The 19261-nt window shown below is 72.8% G+C and carries 21 protein-coding genes and 1 riboswitch; of the genes, 13 read left to right on the top strand and 8 right to left on the bottom strand.

The window, feature by feature from the left end; genetic code table 11:
• Positions 1–81 precede the first annotated feature (81 nt).
• Positions 82–1266, top strand: a complete 1185-nt coding sequence (locus tag J2X26_RS15645; RefSeq protein ID WP_307493630.1) for a YibE/F family protein — start codon at positions 82–84, stop codon at positions 1264–1266.
• On the opposite strand, the gene J2X26_RS15640 is transcribed toward J2X26_RS15645, so the two are convergent.
• The 3 genes from J2X26_RS15640 to J2X26_RS15630 form a co-directional block, all read right to left on the bottom strand.
• Entirely contained in the window at positions 1243–2511 is a 1269-nt protein-coding gene (locus J2X26_RS15640; protein WP_307493629.1) for a YibE/F family protein, read from the bottom strand. The genes J2X26_RS15645 and J2X26_RS15640 overlap by 24 nt on opposite strands.
• Before the next feature lie 99 nt (positions 2512–2610).
• Positions 2611–2757 carry a hypothetical protein gene (locus J2X26_RS15635; protein WP_307493628.1) on the bottom strand — a complete coding sequence of 49 codons (147 nt, stop codon included), beginning with the start codon at positions 2755–2757 and terminating at the stop codon, positions 2611–2613.
• A gap of 89 nt (positions 2758–2846) precedes the next feature.
• Positions 2847–3575 carry a DUF72 domain-containing protein gene (locus tag J2X26_RS15630; protein ID WP_307493627.1) on the bottom strand — a complete coding sequence of 243 codons (729 nt, stop codon included), beginning with the start codon at positions 3573–3575 and terminating at the stop codon, positions 2847–2849.
• Between the two features lie 99 nt (positions 3576–3674).
• Here J2X26_RS15630 and J2X26_RS15625 point away from each other — a divergent pair, with 99 nt between their 5' ends.
• Together J2X26_RS15625 and J2X26_RS15620 are read left to right on the top strand one after the other, a co-directional pair.
• Complete coding sequence (locus J2X26_RS15625) at positions 3675–3938, top strand: GlsB/YeaQ/YmgE family stress response membrane protein (protein ID WP_055915150.1); 264 nt, start codon at positions 3675–3677, stop codon at positions 3936–3938.
• Positions 3939–4052: 114 nt separating this feature from the next.
• Positions 4053–4925, top strand: a complete 873-nt coding sequence (locus J2X26_RS15620; protein ID WP_307493626.1) for an SDR family oxidoreductase — start codon at positions 4053–4055, stop codon at positions 4923–4925.
• Here J2X26_RS15620 and J2X26_RS15615 read toward each other — a convergent pair.
• A complete protein-coding gene (locus tag J2X26_RS15615) occupies positions 4922–5593 on the bottom strand; it encodes an AIM24 family protein (protein WP_307493625.1) in 672 nt (223 codons plus the stop codon). The genes J2X26_RS15620 and J2X26_RS15615 overlap by 4 nt on opposite strands.
• A 34-nt stretch (positions 5594–5627) precedes the next feature.
• On the opposite strand from J2X26_RS15615, the gene J2X26_RS15610 reads away from it, so the two are divergent.
• On the top strand, positions 5628–6758 hold the full coding sequence (locus J2X26_RS15610) for an alpha/beta hydrolase family protein (RefSeq protein WP_307493624.1): 1131 nt from the start codon (positions 5628–5630) through the stop codon (positions 6756–6758).
• Here J2X26_RS15610 and J2X26_RS15605 read toward each other — a convergent pair.
• The 3 genes from J2X26_RS15605 to J2X26_RS15595 form a co-directional block, all read right to left on the bottom strand.
• On the bottom strand, positions 6755–7654 hold the full coding sequence (locus tag J2X26_RS15605) for an ABC transporter permease (protein WP_307493623.1): 900 nt from the start codon (positions 7652–7654) through the stop codon (positions 6755–6757). The two genes, J2X26_RS15610 and J2X26_RS15605, sit on opposite strands and share 4 nt — an antisense overlap.
• The gene (locus J2X26_RS15600) at positions 7644–8369 is read right to left on the bottom strand and encodes an ABC transporter ATP-binding protein (RefSeq protein ID WP_307493758.1); all 726 of its coding nucleotides are present in this window, start codon (positions 8367–8369) and stop codon (positions 7644–7646) included. The genes J2X26_RS15605 and J2X26_RS15600 overlap by 11 nt, the downstream gene beginning before the upstream one ends.
• Before the next feature lie 62 nt (positions 8370–8431).
• Positions 8432–9544: an ABC transporter substrate-binding protein gene (locus J2X26_RS15595; RefSeq protein ID WP_307493622.1), complete on the bottom strand. Its 1113-nt coding sequence runs from the start codon at positions 9542–9544 to the stop codon at positions 8432–8434.
• Positions 9545–9990: 446 nt separating this feature from the next.
• On the opposite strand from J2X26_RS15595, the gene J2X26_RS15590 reads away from it, so the two are divergent.
• From J2X26_RS15590 to J2X26_RS15570, 5 genes are all read left to right on the top strand, one after another.
• The gene (locus J2X26_RS15590; protein ID WP_307493621.1) at positions 9991–10491 is read left to right on the top strand and encodes a metallophosphoesterase family protein; all 501 of its coding nucleotides are present in this window, start codon (positions 9991–9993) and stop codon (positions 10489–10491) included.
• 109 nt (positions 10492–10600) lie between these two features.
• A complete protein-coding gene (locus J2X26_RS15585) occupies positions 10601–11617 on the top strand; it encodes an iron-containing redox enzyme family protein (protein WP_307493620.1) in 1017 nt (338 codons plus the stop codon).
• On the top strand, positions 11614–11823 hold the full coding sequence (locus J2X26_RS15580) for a CDGSH iron-sulfur domain-containing protein (RefSeq protein ID WP_307493619.1): 210 nt from the start codon (positions 11614–11616) through the stop codon (positions 11821–11823). The genes J2X26_RS15585 and J2X26_RS15580 overlap by 4 nt, the downstream gene beginning before the upstream one ends.
• The gene (locus J2X26_RS15575; protein WP_307493618.1) at positions 11820–12359 is read left to right on the top strand and encodes a hypothetical protein; all 540 of its coding nucleotides are present in this window, start codon (positions 11820–11822) and stop codon (positions 12357–12359) included. The genes J2X26_RS15580 and J2X26_RS15575 overlap by 4 nt, the downstream gene beginning before the upstream one ends.
• On the top strand, positions 12356–13096 hold the full coding sequence (locus J2X26_RS15570; RefSeq protein ID WP_307493617.1) for a glycosyltransferase family 2 protein: 741 nt from the start codon (positions 12356–12358) through the stop codon (positions 13094–13096). Before J2X26_RS15575 ends, J2X26_RS15570 begins: the two co-directional genes overlap by 4 nt.
• On the opposite strand, the gene J2X26_RS15565 is transcribed toward J2X26_RS15570, so the two are convergent.
• A complete protein-coding gene (locus J2X26_RS15565) occupies positions 13041–13556 on the bottom strand; it encodes a GNAT family N-acetyltransferase (RefSeq protein WP_307493616.1) in 516 nt (171 codons plus the stop codon). The two genes, J2X26_RS15570 and J2X26_RS15565, sit on opposite strands and share 56 nt — an antisense overlap.
• 106 nt (positions 13557–13662) lie before the next feature.
• A riboswitch (SAM riboswitch) is annotated at positions 13663–13782 on the top strand.
• 280 nt (positions 13783–14062) lie between these two features.
• On the opposite strand from J2X26_RS15565, the gene J2X26_RS15560 reads away from it, so the two are divergent.
• Genes J2X26_RS15560 through J2X26_RS15545 form a run of 4 tightly spaced genes read left to right on the top strand, consistent with a single transcriptional unit; the run spans position 14063 to position 19256 of the window.
• Positions 14063–15229, top strand: a complete 1167-nt coding sequence (locus J2X26_RS15560; protein ID WP_307493615.1) for an LLM class flavin-dependent oxidoreductase — start codon at positions 14063–14065, stop codon at positions 15227–15229.
• Between the two features lie 8 nt (positions 15230–15237).
• Positions 15238–16620, top strand: coding sequence for an NtaA/DmoA family FMN-dependent monooxygenase (locus J2X26_RS15555; protein ID WP_307493614.1), 1383 nt, complete (start codon positions 15238–15240; stop codon positions 16618–16620).
• A 45-nt stretch (positions 16621–16665) separates the two neighbouring features.
• Positions 16666–18312 carry an ABC transporter substrate-binding protein gene (locus tag J2X26_RS15550; protein ID WP_307493613.1) on the top strand — a complete coding sequence of 549 codons (1647 nt, stop codon included), beginning with the start codon at positions 16666–16668 and terminating at the stop codon, positions 18310–18312.
• Entirely contained in the window at positions 18309–19256 is a 948-nt protein-coding gene (locus J2X26_RS15545) for an ABC transporter permease (protein WP_307493612.1), read from the top strand. The genes J2X26_RS15550 and J2X26_RS15545 overlap by 4 nt, the downstream gene beginning before the upstream one ends.
• Positions 19257–19261: the final 5 nt, after the last annotated feature.

The raw sequence follows: 19261 nt of genomic DNA, 5'->3' as shown, positions 1-19261 counted from the left end.
TGCCAGTGCCGAGCCTGACGGGACAGGGTGCGACGGCGTGTCCGGGCCGTGCCCCGGCGTCCGTCGACGGATCCTGGGGCGATGAGTGCGCACACGCACGACGTCGTCCCGGCCTCGCCGCAGGTCCGTCGGCACGCACGCAGGGTGTTCACGGCCATCCTGGTCCCCGCTCTCCTGGTCACGCTGCTGGGCGCGTGGGTGCTGTGGCCGACGGGGGAGCGGCCCGTGCTGGAGACGTCACCGCCCGGCATGACCTTCCCGACGGTGACGGTGGTGGAGGTGTTCCCGGACGCCGCGGACCCGTTGCGCCAGGTCCGCGCGACGATGGCCGACGGGTCCAGCGCCTGGGTCCAGGTCCCACCGGAGTACCTGCCCGAGATCGATCCGGGGGACCGGGTGATCGCCGCCGACCTGGGATCCCTGGGGACCCCGGAGACGGGCCTCGTCTTCACGGACTTCGTCCGCGGGCCGCCGCTCGGCCTGCTCGCCGCGGTGTTCGCGGTGCTGGTGGTCGCGGTGGCCCGGTGGCGGGGGTTCGCGGCCCTGCTCGGGCTCGGCATCTCGATGGGCGTCATCGGCGCGTTCATGCTGCCGGCGCTGCTCGAGGGCAAGCCCGCGCTGCCGGTGGCCCTGGTGACGTCGTCGGCCATCATGTTCGTCGTCCTCTACCTGGCGCACGGCTTCACGCTGCGCACGTCGACCGCGCTCGTCGGCACCCTGCTCGGGCTGCTCGCCACCGGGTTCCTGGCGACGTGGGCGAGCGGCGCGGCGCACCTGACCGGGCTGTCGGGGGAGTACGCCCTCGACCTGCTGTCGTACGCCCCGCAGGCGCGGATGAGCGCGATCCTCCTGTGCGGCATGGTGATCGCCGGGCTCGGCGTGCTGAACGACGTGACGATCACGCAGGCGTCCGCGGTGTGGGAGCTGCACGGCAGCTCCCCGGACGCCGGCTGGCGCGAGCTGTTCGGGCGGGGCATGCGGATCGGCCGCGACCACATCGCCTCGACCGTCTACACGATCGTGTTCGCCTACGTGGGTGCCACCCTGCCGCTCGTCCTGCTGGTCAGCATCTCCGACCGCGGGATGCTCGACGCCCTGACCAGCGGGGAGCTTGCCGAGGAGGTCGCCCGGACGCTCGTCGGGTCGATCGGCCTGGTGCTGGCCATCCCGCTCACGACGGCGATCGCCGCGTGGGTGGTGCGCTCCGGGCGGCCGGCTCCGACCACCGCGGTGGAGCCCGAGCTAGTGGACGTGGGAGTGCCCTGAGGCCCGCCGCAGCTCCGCCGGAGCCTGCGCGTGCGCCACGACGGCCGCGATCGCCGTGGTGAACGGGATCGCGAGGATGAGGCCGATGGCGCCCGCCAGGGTGCGGACGATCTCCTGGGCGAACTGCCCGCTGGTCAGGGTCTGGCCCAGCGGCAGCTCGTAGATCTGCAGCAGCAGGAGGACCGGCAGCGAGGCGCCGGCGTACGCGAAGGCGATGGTGTAGATCGTCGACGCGATGTGGTCCCGGCCGATCCGCATCCCACCGGTGAACAGGCCACGCCACGTCGCGCGGGGGTCGACGGCGCGCAGCTCCCACACCGCCGAGGCCTGAGTGATGGTGACGTCGTTCAGCACGCCGAGACCGGCGAGCACGACGCCGCACAGGAAGACACCCCGCAGCGCCGCCGCCCCGTTGTCGCCGAGGAGCGCCGCCAGCCGGTAGTCCTCCTCCGTCGTCGCGCCGGTCAGGTGGGCCGCGTCCGCCCCGACGGTGCCGAGCACGCCGACGAGCAGGAGCCCGGTGAGCGTGCCGAGCAGCGCCGTGCTGGTGCGCAGGGAGAACCCGTGCGCCAGGTACAGCACGACGGCCATGATCACCGCCGACCCGCACAGCGCCAGGACGACGGCGTTCTCCCCGGCGATCAGCCCGGGCAGGACGTACTGCCACAGGACCACGAACGCGAGGGCCAGGCCGACGATGGCGCGCAGGCCTCGCCACCCGGCGACCAGGGCGGTGACCAGCACGAACGCGAGCGCGAGGGTGGCCAGCGGGACGCCCCGGGCGAAGTCGGACCACGCCCAGACCTCCGGGGCGCCGTCCGCCGCCGGGTAGTGCTGGACGACGATCCGGGTCCCGTCCGGGACGTCGGATGCCGTGAGCGTCGCCGTCGCCCACACCTCGATCTCCGTCCCGGCCTGTGCACCGGACGTGACGGTGGCGAGGACCTGGAGGCACGGGACCTGGTCCGGCTGCGACCCGTCCGGGAGGCGGTCCTCGACGGTCGACTCGCACTGCTCGGTACGGGTCCCGGTGACCTCCGCGGTGACGTGCTCGACGCCGACGTCGACGAGCCCGGCCCGCTGCCCGGTGCCCCCGTCGTCGTGCGGCCACGTCAGGATCATCCCGACGACTGCCGCCAGCAGCAGGGGTGCGAGCACCAGGCCGAGCGCCAGCGCGGCACGTGACGGGCGATCTCGTCGGGGGCGGGTCGGCTGGGGTGCGGTCGGCTCGTCCGGTGCGATCACGGGGACGATTGTCCGACACCGCGGGAGCCGTCGCGCTCAGGGGGAGCAGGCGCGAGGCGCCGAGCCCCAGGGCTGCGGCGCCTCCGTGCGGTGCGGGTCCTAGCGGGGCTCGACGTTCTGCTCGTCGATCCCGTCGGCCTTGATCTTCTCGGCGTCGGTCAGCTGCGCCTCGGCTTCTGCCTCGACGTCGCGGACCACCGGGGCGTCGTCGCCGGTGTCGTGGACGATCCTGTCGTCGCTGTGCATCTCGACCTCCTCGTCGTTCAGCCTTTCGTGCGGGAGGCGAGCGTAGGTCCGGCACGACGCCGGCGCGCGTCGAGCGGCGGACCTCCAGGTCAGGCGCCCACGAGCCGACGCAGCGTGCGGGCGTTGTGCACGGCGTTGCCGCCGCCGTCGTTGTTGAAGTAGACGAGGACGTCGTGGCCGCCCTGCGACCACTCACGGACGCGGTCCGCCCACCAGCGCAGGTCGTCGTCGGAGTACGAGCCGCCGTAGAGGTGCTGGTGGTCCGGCCCGTGCATCCGCACGTAGACGGTCCGCGCCGTCGCCCGCAGGACGCACGGCAGGTGGGCGCCGCTCATCACCACGTTCGCCGCGCCGTGCCGCTCCAGGAGCGTGAACACCTCGTCCTGCTGCCACGACGGGTGCCGGAGCTCGACGGCGACCCGGACCCAGTCGGGCAACGAGCCCAGGAACCAGTCCAGCCGGGCGTCGTCGCGCTCCTGGTCCGGCCGGAGCTGGACCAGCAGCGACTCGCGCCGGTCGCCGAGCTCGTGCCACGAGCGAGCCATGCGGTCCGACCAGCCCTCCGGTGCGTAGAGGCGCTTGGCGTGGGTGAGCCCGCGCGACGCCTTCACGGACATGCGGAAGCCGTCGGGGAGCCGCCGCCGCCAGCCGGCGAAGGTCGCGTCCCGGGGCCAGCGGTAGAAGCTCGCGTTGAGCTCGACGGTGTCGAACTCCTGGACGTACCGCCCCAGCCGCTCCCACGACGGGAGCCCGGGCGGGTAGAGGACGTGCTCCCAGTGGTCGTACGACCATCCGGAGGTGCCGATGCGGATGCTCAACCCAGGGCCTTCTCGTTTCAGCGCGCGGTCCGGACGAATCACCCCTAGATTCACTCGTCGCCGTACCCGGCGCACCTTCACCCCCCGAGGAGCCCCACCATGACCCCCGCAGGCATCATCTCCGCGATCATCATCGGCGCCATCATCGGCGTCCTCGGCCGCCTGGTCGTCCGCGGAAAGCAGAACATCTCCATCCTCGTGACGATCATCGTCGGCATCGTCGCCGCGCTCCTGGGCACCTGGCTCGCCGGCCTGGTCGGTGTCCAGACGACCGACGGCATCGACTGGATCGAGCTGCTGTTCCAGGTGGTCCTCGCCGCGATCGGTGTGGCGATCGTCGCGGGCTCGGGTCGTCGTCGCTGACCCGACGGCGTCCAACGGGAGCGGTCCACCGGCCGGTGGGCCGCTCCCGTCATGTCGGGATGCGCGCCGCGTTCTCGGGACCGACGATGAAGCAGCCGAAGCAGCCGGCTGGAGATGGACGGACCCGCAGGAGCAGTCGTGTCATTCCCCGCACAGCAGCAGCAACCACCCGGGCTCACGGAGCCGATGACCCCGACCCCGGACCACGGCGAGTCGAGCTACGAGGGCCACGAACTCCTGGCCGGCCGGCGAGCGCTGATCACCGGCGGTGACTCGGGCATCGGGCGCGCGGTCGCCATCGCGTACGCCCGGGAGGGTGCCGACGTCGCGATCGTGTACCTCCCCGAGGAGCAGGCGGACGCCGACGAGACCGCGCGGTGGGTCGAGCGGGCCGGGCGTCGCTGCGTTCAGATCCCGACCGACCTGACGGACGAGCACGCCGCACGCGGTGCCGTGGAGAGGGCTGTGACCGAGCTGGGCGGCCTCGACATCCTGGTGAACAACGCGGGATTCCAGATGGCACGTCGGGAGTCGATCGCGGACATCACGTCGCAGGACCTGGACCGGACCTTCAAGACGAACCTGTACGCGCTGTTCTGGGTCACGCAGACCGCCCTGGAGCACATGGGGGAGGGCGGCGTCATCCTCAACAACTCCTCGATCCAGGCGTACCAGCCGTCCGAGACGTTGCTCGACTACGCATCGACGAAAGCCGCGATCAACAACGTGACCGTCAACCTGGCCGCCGAGCTGGGCCCGCGCGGGATCCGCGTGAACGCGGTGGCCCCCGGTCCGATCTGGACGCCGCTGCAGCCCGCCACGCAGTTCACGGAGAAGGTCCAGAAGTTCGGCTCGGACACCCCGCTCGGACGAGCGGGGCAGCCGGCCGAGGTCGCGCCCGCGTTCGTGTTCCTGGCAGCCGGTGCGACCGCGTCCTACGTGTCCGGGACCGTGCTCGGGGTCACCGGCGGCAAGCCGGTCTTCTAGCCCTGGTTCACGACGGGGTGGCCCTCGGACGCCTGCACGACCACGAACCCCTGGCCGCTCAGTCCGAGCTGGTAGGCCTCGCCGGAGCCGCGGCCGATGGCGGCTCCGAGCTTGGCGGTCTTGCGCACCGTCGACTTCAGCGAGGTCGACCAGAGCACCGCCGCCTGCATGTCGACGTAGGTCGGCACGTCGACCTGCAGGACCACCGGGGTCCCGAACGCGGTCACGGCCAGTGCACCGGTCCCGGTGAACGTCGTGTTGAAGAGTCCGCCGCTGAGCATGGAGGCGCCCTCGACCCGGTTGATGTCCCAGGTCAGGGTGCTCTCGAACGCGAGGATCGCGGAGCCGCTGACCGTCACGCTCTCGCCCTCGAGGTGGACGATGAAGATCTCGTCCGCCTCCTGGGCCAGGAAGACGTCGCCGCTGCCCGAGACCTTCATGAGGGACATGCCCTCGCCGGTGAAGGCCTTCTTGAACATCTTGGCGACGCCGCCGCTGCCCTGGTAGTTGAAGTCGACCTCGCCCTGGTAGGCAACCATCGACCCCTGCTTGGCGTAGAAGAAGCCGCCGGTGCCGGCGAGATCGACCTTGAGCATCCGCCCGTTCTGGAGCACGAAGCTACCGGGCTCGGTGGACAGTTCCGCGTTCTGCAAGAGTGAGCTGCGCATCGACGCATGCTATCGGCCGGGCCACACTGGTCGCGTGGTCGACAGCGCGGTCCCACCACCAGCCAGCTGCCCGATCGGGTGGCAGCCGCAAGCGCTCGCGCCCGTCTTCTGGGGCGTCCGCTCACTCGGGCCGGCCGACGGTGCGCCGGTCGACCTGCGGATCTTCTTCCCGAGCCTCGACGGTGCCGTCGAGACCGCGCCGCTGCTCGAGGGGTGCGGGCGGTACCCGGTGGTGCTGTTCGCGCACGGGCACTGCCACCAGGACACCGACCACTACCGGCGCTGGTTCCTCGTCCCGGCGATGCTCGCGCGCAGCGGGTACGTGGTGGTCGTCCCGCGCCTGGCCGGGATCGAGGGCGGCCAGAACCCGTCCGTGCCTGAGCACCCCGACGAGGCCACCCTGGACGCGGTGCTCGACTGGGTGCGCACGGGGTGGGAGCACGCGGACGTGCTCCTCCCGCCTCCGGCGACGGGCGTCGTCGGGCACAGCTTCGGCGCGATGCTGGGTGCCCGGTTCGCGCTCGGGCGGGAGATCAGCGCCTTCGCCGGGCTGAGCGGCGGCTGGCAGGACTGGTTCGGCGGGTCACCCTTCCCGTTGCCGCTGCTGGACCTCCCGACGCTGCTGCTGTGGGGCCTGGACCTGGACCTGTTCAGCCAGCTCACGGAGGCGCAGTGGCAGGCGATGCGCCGGCCACGGCATCGCGTCGTGTTCGACGAGGGCACCCACTGGGACTACCTCGGCAACGCGGACCTCCCGTGCCGTCCGGGTCCCGGCGCGTGCACGGAGATCGCCGGCGCGACGGCGGACCTGGTGACCATGTTCTTCGCCCGCTACCTGCCGCCCGAGCTGGCGACCAACCTCGCGGTCGAGGTGCCGTCGTCGCTGGTGCCGCCCGAGCTGGACCTCACGCCGGAGCAGGAGTTCTTCGCCGGCGGGTTCCTCGGTGGCTTCCACCGCCTGGGTGGCAAGCCGCAGTGCGGGGTGACGGTGTCGTCCGACACCGAGCGCCTGCTCGCCAACCGCCGCACGCGCGAGACGCACTCCTTGGACCACCCGTGCGTGTGGGTGTCGAGGATCGCGGCGCGCAACCGGTGGCCCGTCGGCGCGCGGCCGGCCGGGTACCACTGGTGCGACGTGTGCTTCCCGAGCCGGGCGGACGGTTAGCGGGTCGAGGCCTGCCCGGTGAGGCCGCGGGAGTGCAGGACGTGGCGCTCCAGCGGCGCGAACACGACGAGCTCGATGACGATGCCCACGAGGAAGATGAGCCCGATCGACGCGATCACCAGGGACATGTCGCTGGTGACCCGGCCGAGGTCGAGGATCTGCCCGAGCCCGGTGCCGAGACCCGTCTGGACGATGAGCTCGGCGGCCATGAGCGAGCGCCACGCGAACGCCCAGCCCTGCTTCAGACCGCCGAGGAACCCGGGCAGCGCGGCGGGCAGCAGCACGAAGCGGATCCGCGTCCACCCCGTGGCGCCGAGCACCTGGCCGACGCGCAGGTACAGCGGCGGCACCTGGTCGGTCCCGGCGAGCAGCCCGTTGACGATCGACGGCACCGCGCCGAGCAGGATCACCGCGTACATCGTCGCGTCGGTGAGCTGGAACCAGATGATCGCGGCCGGCACCCAGGCGACCGACGGCAGCGACTGGAGACCGGTGATGATCGGGCCGAACGCGCGGCGCAGCAGCGGGGAGGCGGCGAGCGCGATCCCGATCGCCACGCCGACGACGACCGACATCGAGAAGCCGACCGCCGCGCGCTGCACGCTGAGGGAGACCGCGCGCCACGCCGAGCCGTCCTGGATGGTCCCCAGGAGGGTCTGCCACGTGTCCGCAGGGCTGGGCAGCGCGTACGGCGGCTTGAGCTCGAGCAGGTACGCGACCTGCCACACGACGAGCAGGGCGCCGAGGGCGGCGAGCACGGGCCAGATCGCCCGCCACGCGCCGCGCCAGGCGGAGCCGCGGGGTGCGGCGACCGGGGTCTCGAGCGCGTCGAGGCCCGCGGCGAGGTCGTCGTCGGTGGTCCTCCGTGCAGGAGGTGCCGTCGTGTCAGTGGCCATGGCGGGCGATCTCCTGTCGCAGGTCCTCGGTGATCTCGGCGCTGAGCCGGGACACCGCGGGGTCTTCGATGCGGCGTGGCTGGGGGATGTCCACCGCCCACTCGCGGGCGACGCGTCCGGGCCGCGACGAGAGCAGGACGACCCGCTGCCCGAGCCGCACCGCTTCGCGCACGTTGTGCGTGACGAAGATGACGGCTCGACCGGTCTCCGTCCAGATGCGGGTGAGCTCCTCGTGGAGCACGTCCCGCGTGATGGCGTCGAGCGCCGCGAACGGCTCGTCCATGAGCAGGAGGTCGCCCTCCTGCGCCAGGGCCCGGGCCAGGGCGACGCGCTGCCGCATGCCCCCCGACAGCTCGTGCACGCGCTTGGGGCCGGCACCCTCGAGCCGGACGAGGGTGAGCAGGCGCTGGGCCTCCTCGCGTCGCTCCGCGCGGTCGATGCCCCGCAGCCGCAGCGCGAGCTCGACGTTCCCCGCAGCGGTGAGCCACGGGTAGAGCGCGGGCTCCTGGAACATGAGCGCGGGCCGGCCGCCCGGCACCTCGACAGTGCCGGAGACGGGCTCGTCCAGCCCCGCGACCAGGGAGAGCAGGGTCGACTTGCCGCAGCCGGACGCCCCGAGCAGGCAGACGAACTCGCCCGGCGCCACGGTCAGGTCGATGCGGTCGAGCACCGGGGGTCGGGACGCCTCGCCGAAGTGGTGCGTCACCCCGGTCAGGCGCGCCGCGACGGCGGCCGGGGCCGTGGAGCCCTGGCCGCCGACCGCCGTCACGGTGGTGGTCACTTGCCCGACGCCCCGAGGCCGCCGTCGGAGACGGGCTCCTGGTCGTTCGCGGCGAGCACCTCGTTGAGCAGGGTCAGGTCGTAGATGCCGTGCAGGTCGGTCTCCTTGGAGGTGCCTGCGGCCACGGCGTGGTCGGCGGACGTCTGGAGACTGGATGCGATCGGGTCGAGCGTGATCCGCAGGTTCCCCCACGCGCGGTCCAGCACCTCCGCCGAGAGCGGCTTGCCGCTGAGCTTCTCGATCACGGTGTTCGACAGGGTCTTGGCCTCGTCGGGGTTCGCCGCGATCCACTCGGACGTCGCGTACTCCGCCTCGAGCAGCTTCTTGACGGTGCCGGGGTACTTGGACAGGTACTCGGTGGCGACGATCAGGTGCGTGGTGACGAAGTCGCCCTCGGGCCACAGCTCCTTCTCGTCGAGCAGCACGTGCGCGCCGGCGTCGACCACGAGCCGCGACGCCCACGGCTCCGGCAGCCACGCGCCGTCCAGCTGCCCGGCCTTGAACAGGTCGAGCGTCTGCGAGTTCTCCTGCGGCGTGATGGTCACGTCGCTGGCGCCGCCGGTCAGCGACGTCTCCAGACCCTCGTCGGCGAGCCAGGCGCGCAGCGCGACGTCCTGCGTGTTGCCCAGCTGCGGGGTCGCGAGCGTGGTGCCGACCAGGTCTTCCGGAGAGTCGATGCCCTCGCGGACGACGAGCTGCGCACCGCCCGAGGTGGCACCGGAGACGATGCGGACCGCCTCGCCGTTCGACTGCGCGAACGCGTTGATGGCCGGGTTGGGGCCGATGAACGTCGCGTCGATCGCACCGCCGAAGAGCGCCTCGACCGCGGCCGGGCCGGCGTTGAAGATCGAGGTGGTGAGCGTGGTGTCGCCCAGCGCCTCCTGGTAGGTGCCGTCGTCGACACCGACGAGGGCGACGGCGTGCGTCAGGTTGGCGAAGTAGCCGAGGCGGAGCTCAGGCGCCTCCGCGAGCTCGGCCGGTGCGGTGGACGCGTCGGCGCTGGACTCGGCACCGGGCTCCTCGGCCGCGGAGGAGGAGCAGGCGGCGAGGGAGGCGAGGAGGCCGGCGGCGACGAGGGCGGCGGTCAGGCGGGCGGGACGGGCGGTCATGTCAGGTCCTTGGGGGTCGCGGGTCGAGTGGGCGGGCGGTCGTCATCGACGACATCGCCGCGCGGGCTCGGTGCGCGGGTGCTGAACGAGGTGAGGCTGGCTGGACGCCATGGGGTGGGTCCTCCGCGGGGGACGGGGGTGGAGGCACGCGCGTCGCACCGAGTCGTCGTGGGGATCGACGAGGGCCGGGCGTCGGACGCGCGGCCGGGGGACGGGCCGCGTTCAGACGTTCCGCGGACAGCAGGGGCGCGCGGAAGCCAGGACGGCGTGACAGCACGTCGAGGCGGCGCGGCAGGTCTGCATGAGACGAGGATGGCCGTCCGCGGGCGTCGGCGACAGGACCGTCTCTTATTGTGGACAAGGCTGGTCGGAATACGAGACTTATCCGCCGCGCGCCGGCGGGAGGGACGTCCTACGGTCGGGTGGATCGACCACGAGGAGGATCCGTGCGACTCGTCCTGCTGGCGGACACCCACGTCCCGCGCCGCGCCCGGGACCTCCCGGCCGCCGTCTGGGCGGCGGTCGACGAGGCGGACGTCGTCGTGCACGCCGGGGACTGGGTCTCGGAAGAGATGCTCGACGTGCTGGACAAGCGATCGCGCCGGCTCGTCGGCTGCTACGGCAACAACGACGGTCCGGGGCTGCGTGCGCGGCTGCCCCGGGTCGCGCGGGTTGAGCTCGACGGGCTGCGGCTGGGCGTCGTGCACGAGACCGGACCGGCCGGCGGGCGCGAGCGCAGGTGCGACGCCGAGCACCCGGACCTGGACGTGCTCGTGTTCGGGCACAGTCACATCCCGTGGGACTCCGTCACCCCGCGCGGGATGCGGCTGCTCAACCCGGGCTCGCCCACGGACCGCCGACGCCAGCCGTTCGCGACCTTCCTGACGGCGACGGTCGCCGGTGGGCAGCTCGACGACGTGACCCTGGACAGCCTGTCCCGGACCTGAGCCGCAGCGGCACCGCCCTCCGGTTGCGCATCGGCCGACGCGTGCGACCGTGAACCCGACGGCTTGCTCCAGAACCGGGCGGGTGCACGCACCAGGACGGATCTCGACCATGAAGCTGCCCGCACCACGGGGCCCCCTCGGGGCGTCCCTGACCGACCTCCTCGTCCACCCACCGCGAGACACGGACGCGGTCGACGAGGAGGTGCTCACCCGCTGGCGCGACGCCGCGACGACCACCGACCCGATCACGGACGACGACCTGCAGCTGACGCTCTGGACGCTCTACGCCCTGCACTACCGCGGGTTCGACGGCGTGGACGACGCGTGGGAGTGGGACCCGGACCTGCTCCGCCTCCGGCGCGTGCTGGAGGACGCGTTCGAGTCGGCCCTCCTCGACCAGGTGCCGGTCCCGGCGCCGACGGCTCCTGAGCTCGAGGCTGTCGCGGCCGCACTGTTCGCGATGACGGCCCCGGTGCCCGGGCCGAGCGTCGCCCGCTACGTCAGCAGGTCGGCCGACGCGACGCAGGCCGAGGAGTTCCTCGTCCACCGGTCGCTGTACACGCTCATGGAGGCCGACCCGCACACGTGGGCCATCCCGCGGCTGACCGGGGCGCCGAAGGCGGCGATGGTCGAGGTCCAGTCCGACGAGTACGGCGGCGGTCGGCCCGACCGCATGCACAGCGCGCTGTTCGCCTGCACGATGCGCGGCGCCGGGCTCGTCGACGAGTACGGGTACTACGTCGACCGGCTTCCGGCCGTCACGATCGCAGCCCTCAACGTCATGTCGCTGTTCGGCCTGCACCGTCGCTGGCGCGGGGCGATCGCCGGGCACCTCGCGGCCTTCGAGATGACGTCGTCGCTGCCGAACCGCCTCTACGGGGACGGGTTCCGCCGGCTCGGGCACGACGAGGGCACCACCGACTACTTCGACGAGCACGTCGAGGCCGACGCGGTGCACGAGCAGATCGCCGGCCGGGACCTGGCGGGACGGCTCGCGGAGCAGGAGCCCGACCTGGTGGGCGACATCCTCTTCGGTGCCGCCGCCTGCCTCTACCTCGACGAGCTCGTGGGACGGCACCTGCTCGACGCGTGGTCGGCCGGCGCCTCCTCGCTGCGTGCGCCGTGACCGGCCGCTCGCCGCAGCCGGCCACGATCGAGGCGTGCCCGAACGGTCCGCTCCTCGTGCGTGGGGACGTGGAGCTGGTGGACGCCGACGGCAAGCCCATCGAGCGGCACCGGCGGACCGTCGCGCTGTGCCGGTGCGGGACGTCGGCCATCGCACCGTTCTGCGACGGCAGCCACAAGGCGATCGGCTTCGTCACCCCCTCATGACAGCCGCGACCGTGCACGGCGTGCCGCTGGTGCCGGGCGACGTCGTGCGCGTGCTCGCGCTCGTCAGCGTCGTCGTCGGCACCTGGTGGTCCGGCTCCGTCGCGACAGCGCTCTTCTTGCTCGTGCTCGGCGGGACGATGGTGCCGCGGGCGATCGGCGCCCCGGCGGTGCTCGACGTCGCGTACTGCAGCACGATCCTGTTCGCCGCCTGGGCCGCGCAGCTCGACTGGTACGTGGCCGTCGGCTGGCTGGACGTCGTCGTGCACGCCGTCGCGACGGGCCTCATCGCGGTGCTCAGCCTCCGGGCCCTGCAGACCTGGCGCGTCATCGGCACGGGCCGCCCACGCGGCGAGACCGCGGTGCTCGTCGTCGGCATCGGAGCGGTGCTGTCGGTGCTCTGGGAGGTGGGGGAGTGGGCGGGCAACGCGTGGCTCGACCGGAACATCCAGGTGGGGTACCCCGACACCATGGGGGACCTCCTCGCAGGCCTGGCCGGCAGTGCCGTGGCAGCCGTCGTCGTGGCCGGACGTCCATGAGCACCGCGCCCGCGACGACCGTCTCGGTGGTCATCCCCGTCCGCGACGACGCGGTCGAGCTGGCAGCCTGTCTCGCGCGGCTCAGCCGGCAGACGGTCGCGCCCTGGGAGGTGGTCGTCGTCGACAACGGCTCGGCCGACGACTCCGCCGCGGTCGCCGCAGCATGGGGCGCGCGGGTGGTCCCCGAACCGCGGATCGGCATCCCCGCCGCCGCGGCGACCGGGTACGACAGCGCTCGCGGTGACGTGATCGCGCGGCTCGACGCCGACTCGCGACCGGACGAGCGGTGGGTGGAGCGGATCGTCGCCGCGATGGGCGCGGACCCGCACCTCGACGCCGTGACGGGCTCGGGGCAGTTCTTCGATCTCCCGGTGGTGCTGCGGGCGGGTGTCTCGGGCGCGTACCTGGGCGCCTACTACGTCCTGGCGCACCTCGCCCTGGGCCACACCGCGCTGTGGGGGTCGTCGATGGCGATGCGCCGGGACGCGTGGCTGGCCGTCCGCTCGCGCGTGAGCCGGCTCGACCCGGAGGTGCACGACGACCTCGACCTCGCATTCGCCCTCGGACCCGGGCGGCGGATCCGGTTCGACCCGTCGCTGCGGGTGGGGGTGTCCGCTCGCTCCCTGCGCGGGCATGCGCAGAGGGTCCGCAGGTTCGACCGTGCGTGGCGCACGCTGCGGCTCAACTGGCGGGTTGCGCCGCCGTGGGAGCGGTGGCGGGCGCGGCTGGCGCGCTGAGCGTCAACCGGTAGAAGACGCTGTGCGGGTCGAGGACGTAGTCGGCGAACGGTGGGCACTCGACGAACCCGGCGCGTTCGTACAGGTGGCGGGCGGGGGCGAAGTAGTCCTCGGTGCCGGTCTCCAGGTGCACGGTGCGGGTGCCTCGTTCGGCCGCGTCGGTGAGGACGTGCGCGAGCATCGCGGCGCCGACCCCCTGGCCGCGGGCCGCGGTGGTGGTCCGCATCGACTTGAGCTCGCCGTCCGCCGGTCCGAGCTCCTTGAGCGCCACGCACCCGAGCAGCACGCCGGCGTCGTCGCGGGCGGACCAGAACATGATGCCGGGTGCGGCGAGCGCCGTCGGGTCGAGCGCGTGCACCGACTCGGCGGGCGAGGTCGCGTACATGTCCGTGAGGTGCTCACCGAGCAGGGCCAGCACGTCGGGTGCGGTCGGGTCGTCGCGGGTGATCGTCAGAGGCACCCGCCCATTCTTCCACCACCTGGCGGGACGCCCAGTCCCACCATCTGGACTTTCTCGTCGGAACGTTGACGCGCCCGCTGTTTATGTTTACTTTCCCGACCTGTTAGGTCATGAATTCCAGCGACAAGCCCCGGCTCGCTGGATGGCAACCCTCCTGCGTGTGGGGTGCCCCGGGTGACGACCTGGTCCTGCACGAGCAGCAGCTCGTGCCCGACAACGACGCAGCGCCCGCCAGGCGGGCATGAAGGGACGCACGATGAGCACGGACGGACAGCCCGCTGCGGTACCCGGCGGCCTCTCTCGCCTGTCCTCCGGCTGTCCCGGCGCCGGTTCCGGCGCGCTCGGCACCTGTTGTCGCTGACACGTCCCACGGCCTGACCGGCCGCTGACGGGCCACGCGATCGACGGCCCCGCCGTCTCGCGCGCTCGACCCCGCACGCACCCCCACGCACCGTCCGTCGCACCTCTGTGCGCGCGGCGCGTCCGCGACTCATGAACGGACTCCCATGGCACGCCCCACGTCTTCCCCCCGGCCCCTGCACCTCGGCGTCGACCTCAGCGACGCCGGCGCCCACCCCGCCGCCTGGCGCACCCATGGCTCCCAGGCCCAGCGCCCGTTCGACGCCGAACGGCTCCAGCACCTGGTCGACACCGCCCAGCGAGGGACGCTGGACCTCGTCGTCATCGACGACTCGTTCTCGCTGCAGCCCACCCGGTCCACGACCTTGCGGGGTCGGCTCGACGCCGCACTCGTCGCGGCGCGGCTGGCGCCCCGGTCCCAGGGCATCGGACTGGTGCCGACCGTCGCGACGACGCACACCGAGCCGTTCCACGTGTCCAAGGCGATCGCGACGATCGACCACGTCAGCGGCGGACGCGCGGGCTGGCAGCTCGGCTGGTCCTCGGCCGAGCACGGCGAGCAGGACGCGAGCCACTTCGGTCGCGGGGCGGCGCCGTCCGAGGCCGCTGCGGTGGCCGAGGCCGAGGAGGCCGTCGAGGTGGTCTCGGCGCTCTGGGACAGCTGGGAGGACGACGCGGAGATCCGCGACGAGGCGACGCACCGCTACGTCGACCGCGCGAAGCTCCACTACGTCGAGCACGACGGCGTGCACTTCGCCGTCAAGGGCCCGTCGATCACCCCGCGACCCCCGCAGGGTCAGCCGCCGATCGTGGTGCGGGTCGGCTCCGACGAGTCGTTCGGCCTCGCCGCCCGGCACGCCGACGTGGTGCGGATCAGCGCCACGAGCCGTGACGAGGCGCTCGACCTGCGACTGCGGCTGCGTGCCGCTGCCGCCGCGGCCGGCCGCGAGCCCGGCGACCTGCGGGTCCTCGCCGACGCGTTCGTCGTGACAGGTCCGGACCAGGCGAGCGCGCGCGCCCGCCTCGACCTGCTCACGGAGCTCGAGGGCGTCCGGTGGGACACCGACTCGCTCACCCACGTCGGTACCGCCCGCGAGCTGACCGACACGTTCCTGGCCTGGTGGGAGATCGGCGCCGTCGACGGGTTCGTCGTGCGGCCCTCCTCGCTGCACACCGACCTGGACGTGCTGGTCGACGATGTCGTCCCGATGCTGCGCACCGCGCGGGCGTTCCGCGAGCAGTACAACGGGCCGACGCTCCGCGACCAGCTGGGCCTCGTCCACCCGGCCAACCGCTACGCCGCGATCGCCTGAGCCGCGCGATGACCACCCCCCGCAAGCAGGTCCACCTCGGCGCACACTTCCCCGGCGTCAACAACACCACCGTCTGGAGCGACCCCCGCTCCGGAAGCCAGATCGACTTCGCGTCGTTCGAGCACCTCGCACGCCGCGCCGAGGCCGCCCGGTTCGACTTCTTCTTCCTCGCCGAGGGCCTGCGCCTGCGCGAGCACAAGGGGCAGATCCACGACCTCGACGTCGTCGGCCGGCCCGACACGCTGCCCGTGCTCGCCGCGCTCGCCGCGGTCACGGACCGGATCGGGCTGGCGGGCACGATCAACACCACGTTCAACGAGCCGTGGGAGCTGGCCCGCCAGTTCGCGACGCTCGACATCCTGTCCGGCGGGCGCGCCGCGTGGAACCTGGTGACCAGCTCGGACGCGTTCACCGGGGAGAACTTCCGCCGCGGCGGGTTCCTGCCGTACGAGCAGCGCTACGAGCGGGCCGCCGAGCTGGTCGAGGTGGCCCGGGCGCTGTGGGACTCGTGGGACGACGACGCGGTGATCGCGCACGCGAGCACCGGGCAGTTCGTGCGGCCCGGATCCGTGCGCGAGGTGCGCCACGACGGCCCGCACTTCCAGGTGCGCGGCGAGTTCACCACGCCGCGCGGACCGCAGGGTCACCCGGTGCTGTTCCAGGCCGGCGACTCGGCGGACGGTCGCGACTTCGCGGCGGCCACCGCGGACGTCGTCTTCTCGGCGCACTCGACGTTCGAGGCGGGGCAGGCGTTCTTCGCCGACGTGAAGGGTCGCCTCGCGGCCCACCGCCGGACCGCGGACGAGCTGCTCATCCTTCCCGCGACCACGGTCGTGCTCGGCGCGACCGCGCAGGAGGCGGCCGAGCGGTCGCACGAGATCCGGCTCCAGCAGGTGCCCGGACCCACGGCGATCGCGTTCCTCGAGCAGGTCTGGGGCAGGGACCTCACCGACCACGACCCTGAGGGTCCGCTGCCGCGGATCGAGCCGGACGTCGACAACCTCGACATCACCCGGGGCCGGGTGCGGCACGTCAAGGACCCGCGCACGATCGCGGCGGCGTGGCGCGAGCAGGCCGACGCGAACGGCTGGTCGATCCGTCGGCTCGTCATCGAGGTGACGTCGCGCGGCGGGTTCGTCGGCACGGCCACGCAGGTCGCGGACGCCATCGACCGGCACGTCCAGGAGGACGCGTCGGACGGCTTCATCCTCGTGCCGCACCTGACGCCCGCCGGCCTGGACGACGTGTTCGACCAGGTGGTCCCGCTGCTCCAGGAGCGCGGCTCGTTCCGCACCGAGTACGAGGGCTCCACGCTGCGCGACCACCTCGGCCTGACCCGCCCGGCACCCCGCGCCACCGGCTCGCACGCCGACCGCGCCCTCGTCGGCTGATCGTCCCCCTACCCTCACCCACCCCTGAACGAAGGACCTTTCGCGATGCTCCGCTCGACCCGTGCCCGCTCCGCGCTCCTGACCACGCTCGTCGTCCCCGCACTCCTGCTGACCGCCTGCAGCTCGGGCAACCCGCCGGCCGCGGACCCGACCGGGTCTGCCACCGCCGAGGAGGCAGTCGCGACGCCCGGTGGCACGCTGCGCTTCGCGCTCGGCGCCTCGCCCAGCGGTGTCGACCCGCACCAGGTCGGCTCCAACGTGAGCATCTACATCGCCCGCCAGCTGGCCGACTCCCTGACCGACCAGGACCCCGAGACCGGCGAGATCGTGCCGTGGCTCGCGGAGAGCTGGGAGGTCAGCGACGACCTGACGCACTTCACCTTCCACCTGCGCGACGACGTGACGTTCTCGGACGGCACGCCGCTGACCGCGACGACCGTGAAGGCAAACTTCGACGCCCTCGTCGGCCCTCTCGCCGCTTCCGCACCGCTGGCCGGGTCCTACCTCTCGGGCTACCAGGCGACGACCGTCGACGACGAGCACACGGTCACGGTGGCCTTCGCGACGCCCAACGCGCAGTTCCTGCAGGCGTCCTCGACCGTGTCGCTGGCGATCCTGTCCGACGCGACCGCCACGACGGACCCGGCGGCGCGTCTCCAGGGCGCGGTCGTCGGCTCGGGACCCTTCGAGCTGGAGGAGTACACGCAGGACCAGGGCGCGACGATCGTGCGCCGCGACGGGTACGCGTGGCCGTCGGACGTCTCCGAGAACCCCGGTGAGGCGTACCTCGACCAGATCGACTTCTCGATCGTGCCCGAGTCCGGGGTGCGGTCCGGCGGGCTGGCCTCCGACCAGTTCGACGCCGTGGGCGACGTGCTGCCGCAGGACGTGCCGCAGGTCGAGGGTTCGGGCGGTGCGGTGCTGACGCGCACCAACCCGGGTGTCGCCTTCGTGCTCCAGCCGAACGTGACCGCCGGCCCGCTGGCCGACCCGGACGTGCGGGCCGCCGTGCAGGTGGCGATCAACCGCCAGGAGCTGGTGGACACCGTGCTCAGCGAGGCGTTCAAGCCGGCCACCAGCGTGCTCGCCAGCACGACGCCCGGCTACGTGGACCTGTCCGACGAGCTGGCGTTCGACCAGGACGGTGCCGCGGACGCGCTCGACGACGCCGGCTGGACGCTCGGTGCGGACGGGATCCGGGAGAAGGGCGGCGAGAGGCTGTCGTTCGACGTCGTCTACGCGCCGCTGTTCACGGGCAGCCAGGCGGTGCTCGAGCTCACGCAGCAGCAGCTCAAGGCCGTCGGCGTCGACCTCCAGGTGCGACAGCAGACGCCCGCGGAGCAGCAGGCGGCTCTCGCGGCCGGCGACTACGACACCTACTACTACAACGTCACGCGCGCCGACGGCGACATCCTGCGGACGCAGTTCTCGTCGAAGTTCCGCAACATCAACAAGCGGCCCGCGGACACCGTCCTGGACCCGCTGCTCGACGCCCAGCTGGCGCAGGGCGACCCGGCGAAGCGCAACGACGACCTGGCGACCGCACAGCAGACGATCCTCGACGAGGGTCTGGCGATCCCGCTGTTCGAGCTCGCGCAGTCCATCGGCATCGGCGCCGACGTGCACGGCCTCGCGTTCGACGCGTCGTCCCGGCTGCTGTTCCACGACACCTGGATCGGTGCCGACCAGTGACGGGGTACGTCCTGCGCCGGCTCGGCGCCGCGGTCCTGGTGCTCTGGGCGGCGTTCACGGTCTCGTTCGCGGTGCTCTACCTGCTGCCGAGCGACCCGGTGAGCATCATGCTCGACGCGGCCAACCCGGGCGGCACCGTCGACCCGGCGCAGGTGGCCGAGCTGAGCGCCCGCTACGGGTTCGACCGCCCGCCGCTCGAGCAGTACCTGGTGCTGCTCGGGCGGGCGGTGACCGGTGACCTGGGCGTCTCGGTGAGCTCCGGCGCCCCCGTGTCGCAGCTGCTCGCCGACGCGTTCCCGCAGACGCTCGCGCTGACCAGCTTCGCCCTGGGGATCGCGCTGCTGCTCGGGGGCACGATCGCGGCGGTCTCCTCGTGGTCGCGGTCGACGCGACTGCGCGGTGCGTTGCTCGCGCTGCCGCCTCTGGGCGTCTCGATGCCGACGTTCTGGATCGGCCTGCTGCTCCTGCAGCTGTTCTCGTTCCGGCTCCCGCTGTTCCCTGCGGTCGGCAACCAGGGCTTCCCGAGCCTGGTGCTGCCGGCGGTCACGCTCGCGATCCCGCTCTCCGCGGTCGTCGCGCAGGTCCTGGCCCGGTCCATGCGGACCGCCTGGGACGCGCCCTACGTGGAGACCGCGCTGGCCAAGGGCGCCAGCCGGGGGCGGGTGCAGTGGCGGCACGTCACCCGCAACGCGGCCCTGCCGGCACTGACGCTGCTCGGCATCGCCGTCGGCAACCTGCTGGCCGGCGCCGTGGTGGTCGAGACGGTGTTCTCGCGGGCCGGGTTCGGCGGGCTGGTGGAGAAGGCGGTCCGCGCGCAGGACATCCCCGTCGTGCAGGGCGTCGTCGTCGTGGGCGCGCTCGTGTTCGTCGTCGTCAACCTCGTCGTCGACCTCGCCTACCCGGCACTCGACCCGCGGATCGCCCGAATCCCCGCCACGGCCTGACCAGG

This window comes from Cellulomonas humilata (assembly GCF_030814415.1).
GTDB classification, from domain to species: domain Bacteria; phylum Actinomycetota; class Actinomycetes; order Actinomycetales; family Cellulomonadaceae; genus Cellulomonas; species Cellulomonas humilata_A.
The sequence above is the reverse complement of the archived record's forward strand: the minus strand, read 5'-3'. Positions and strand labels throughout refer to the sequence as shown.

Excerpts from the sequence above, each read along its gene's own strand:
- J2X26_RS15605 (WP_307493623.1), bottom strand. The coding sequence starts at position 7,654 with ATGGCCACTGACACGACGGCACCTCCTGCACGGAGGACCACCGACGAC.
- J2X26_RS15620 (WP_307493626.1), top strand. The coding sequence starts at position 4,053 with ATGGACGGACCCGCAGGAGCAGTCGTGTCATTCCCCGCACAGCAGCAG.
- J2X26_RS15635 (WP_307493628.1), bottom strand. The coding sequence starts at position 2,757 with ATGCACAGCGACGACAGGATCGTCCACGACACCGGCGACGACGCCCCG.
- J2X26_RS15550 (WP_307493613.1), top strand. The coding sequence starts at position 16,666 with ATGCTCCGCTCGACCCGTGCCCGCTCCGCGCTCCTGACCACGCTCGTC.
- J2X26_RS15645 (WP_307493630.1), top strand. The coding sequence starts at position 82 with ATGAGTGCGCACACGCACGACGTCGTCCCGGCCTCGCCGCAGGTCCGT.
- J2X26_RS15570 (WP_307493617.1), top strand. The coding sequence starts at position 12,356 with ATGAGCACCGCGCCCGCGACGACCGTCTCGGTGGTCATCCCCGTCCGC.
- J2X26_RS15555 (WP_307493614.1), top strand. The coding sequence starts at position 15,238 with ATGACCACCCCCCGCAAGCAGGTCCACCTCGGCGCACACTTCCCCGGC.
- J2X26_RS15595 (WP_307493622.1), bottom strand. The coding sequence starts at position 9,544 with ATGACCGCCCGTCCCGCCCGCCTGACCGCCGCCCTCGTCGCCGCCGGC.
- J2X26_RS15560 (WP_307493615.1), top strand. The coding sequence starts at position 14,063 with ATGGCACGCCCCACGTCTTCCCCCCGGCCCCTGCACCTCGGCGTCGAC.
- J2X26_RS15585 (WP_307493620.1), top strand. The coding sequence starts at position 10,601 with ATGAAGCTGCCCGCACCACGGGGCCCCCTCGGGGCGTCCCTGACCGAC.
- J2X26_RS15575 (WP_307493618.1), top strand. The coding sequence starts at position 11,820 with ATGACAGCCGCGACCGTGCACGGCGTGCCGCTGGTGCCGGGCGACGTC.
- J2X26_RS15615 (WP_307493625.1), bottom strand. The coding sequence starts at position 5,593 with ATGCGCAGCTCACTCTTGCAGAACGCGGAACTGTCCACCGAGCCCGGT.
- J2X26_RS15625 (WP_055915150.1), top strand. The coding sequence starts at position 3,675 with ATGACCCCCGCAGGCATCATCTCCGCGATCATCATCGGCGCCATCATC.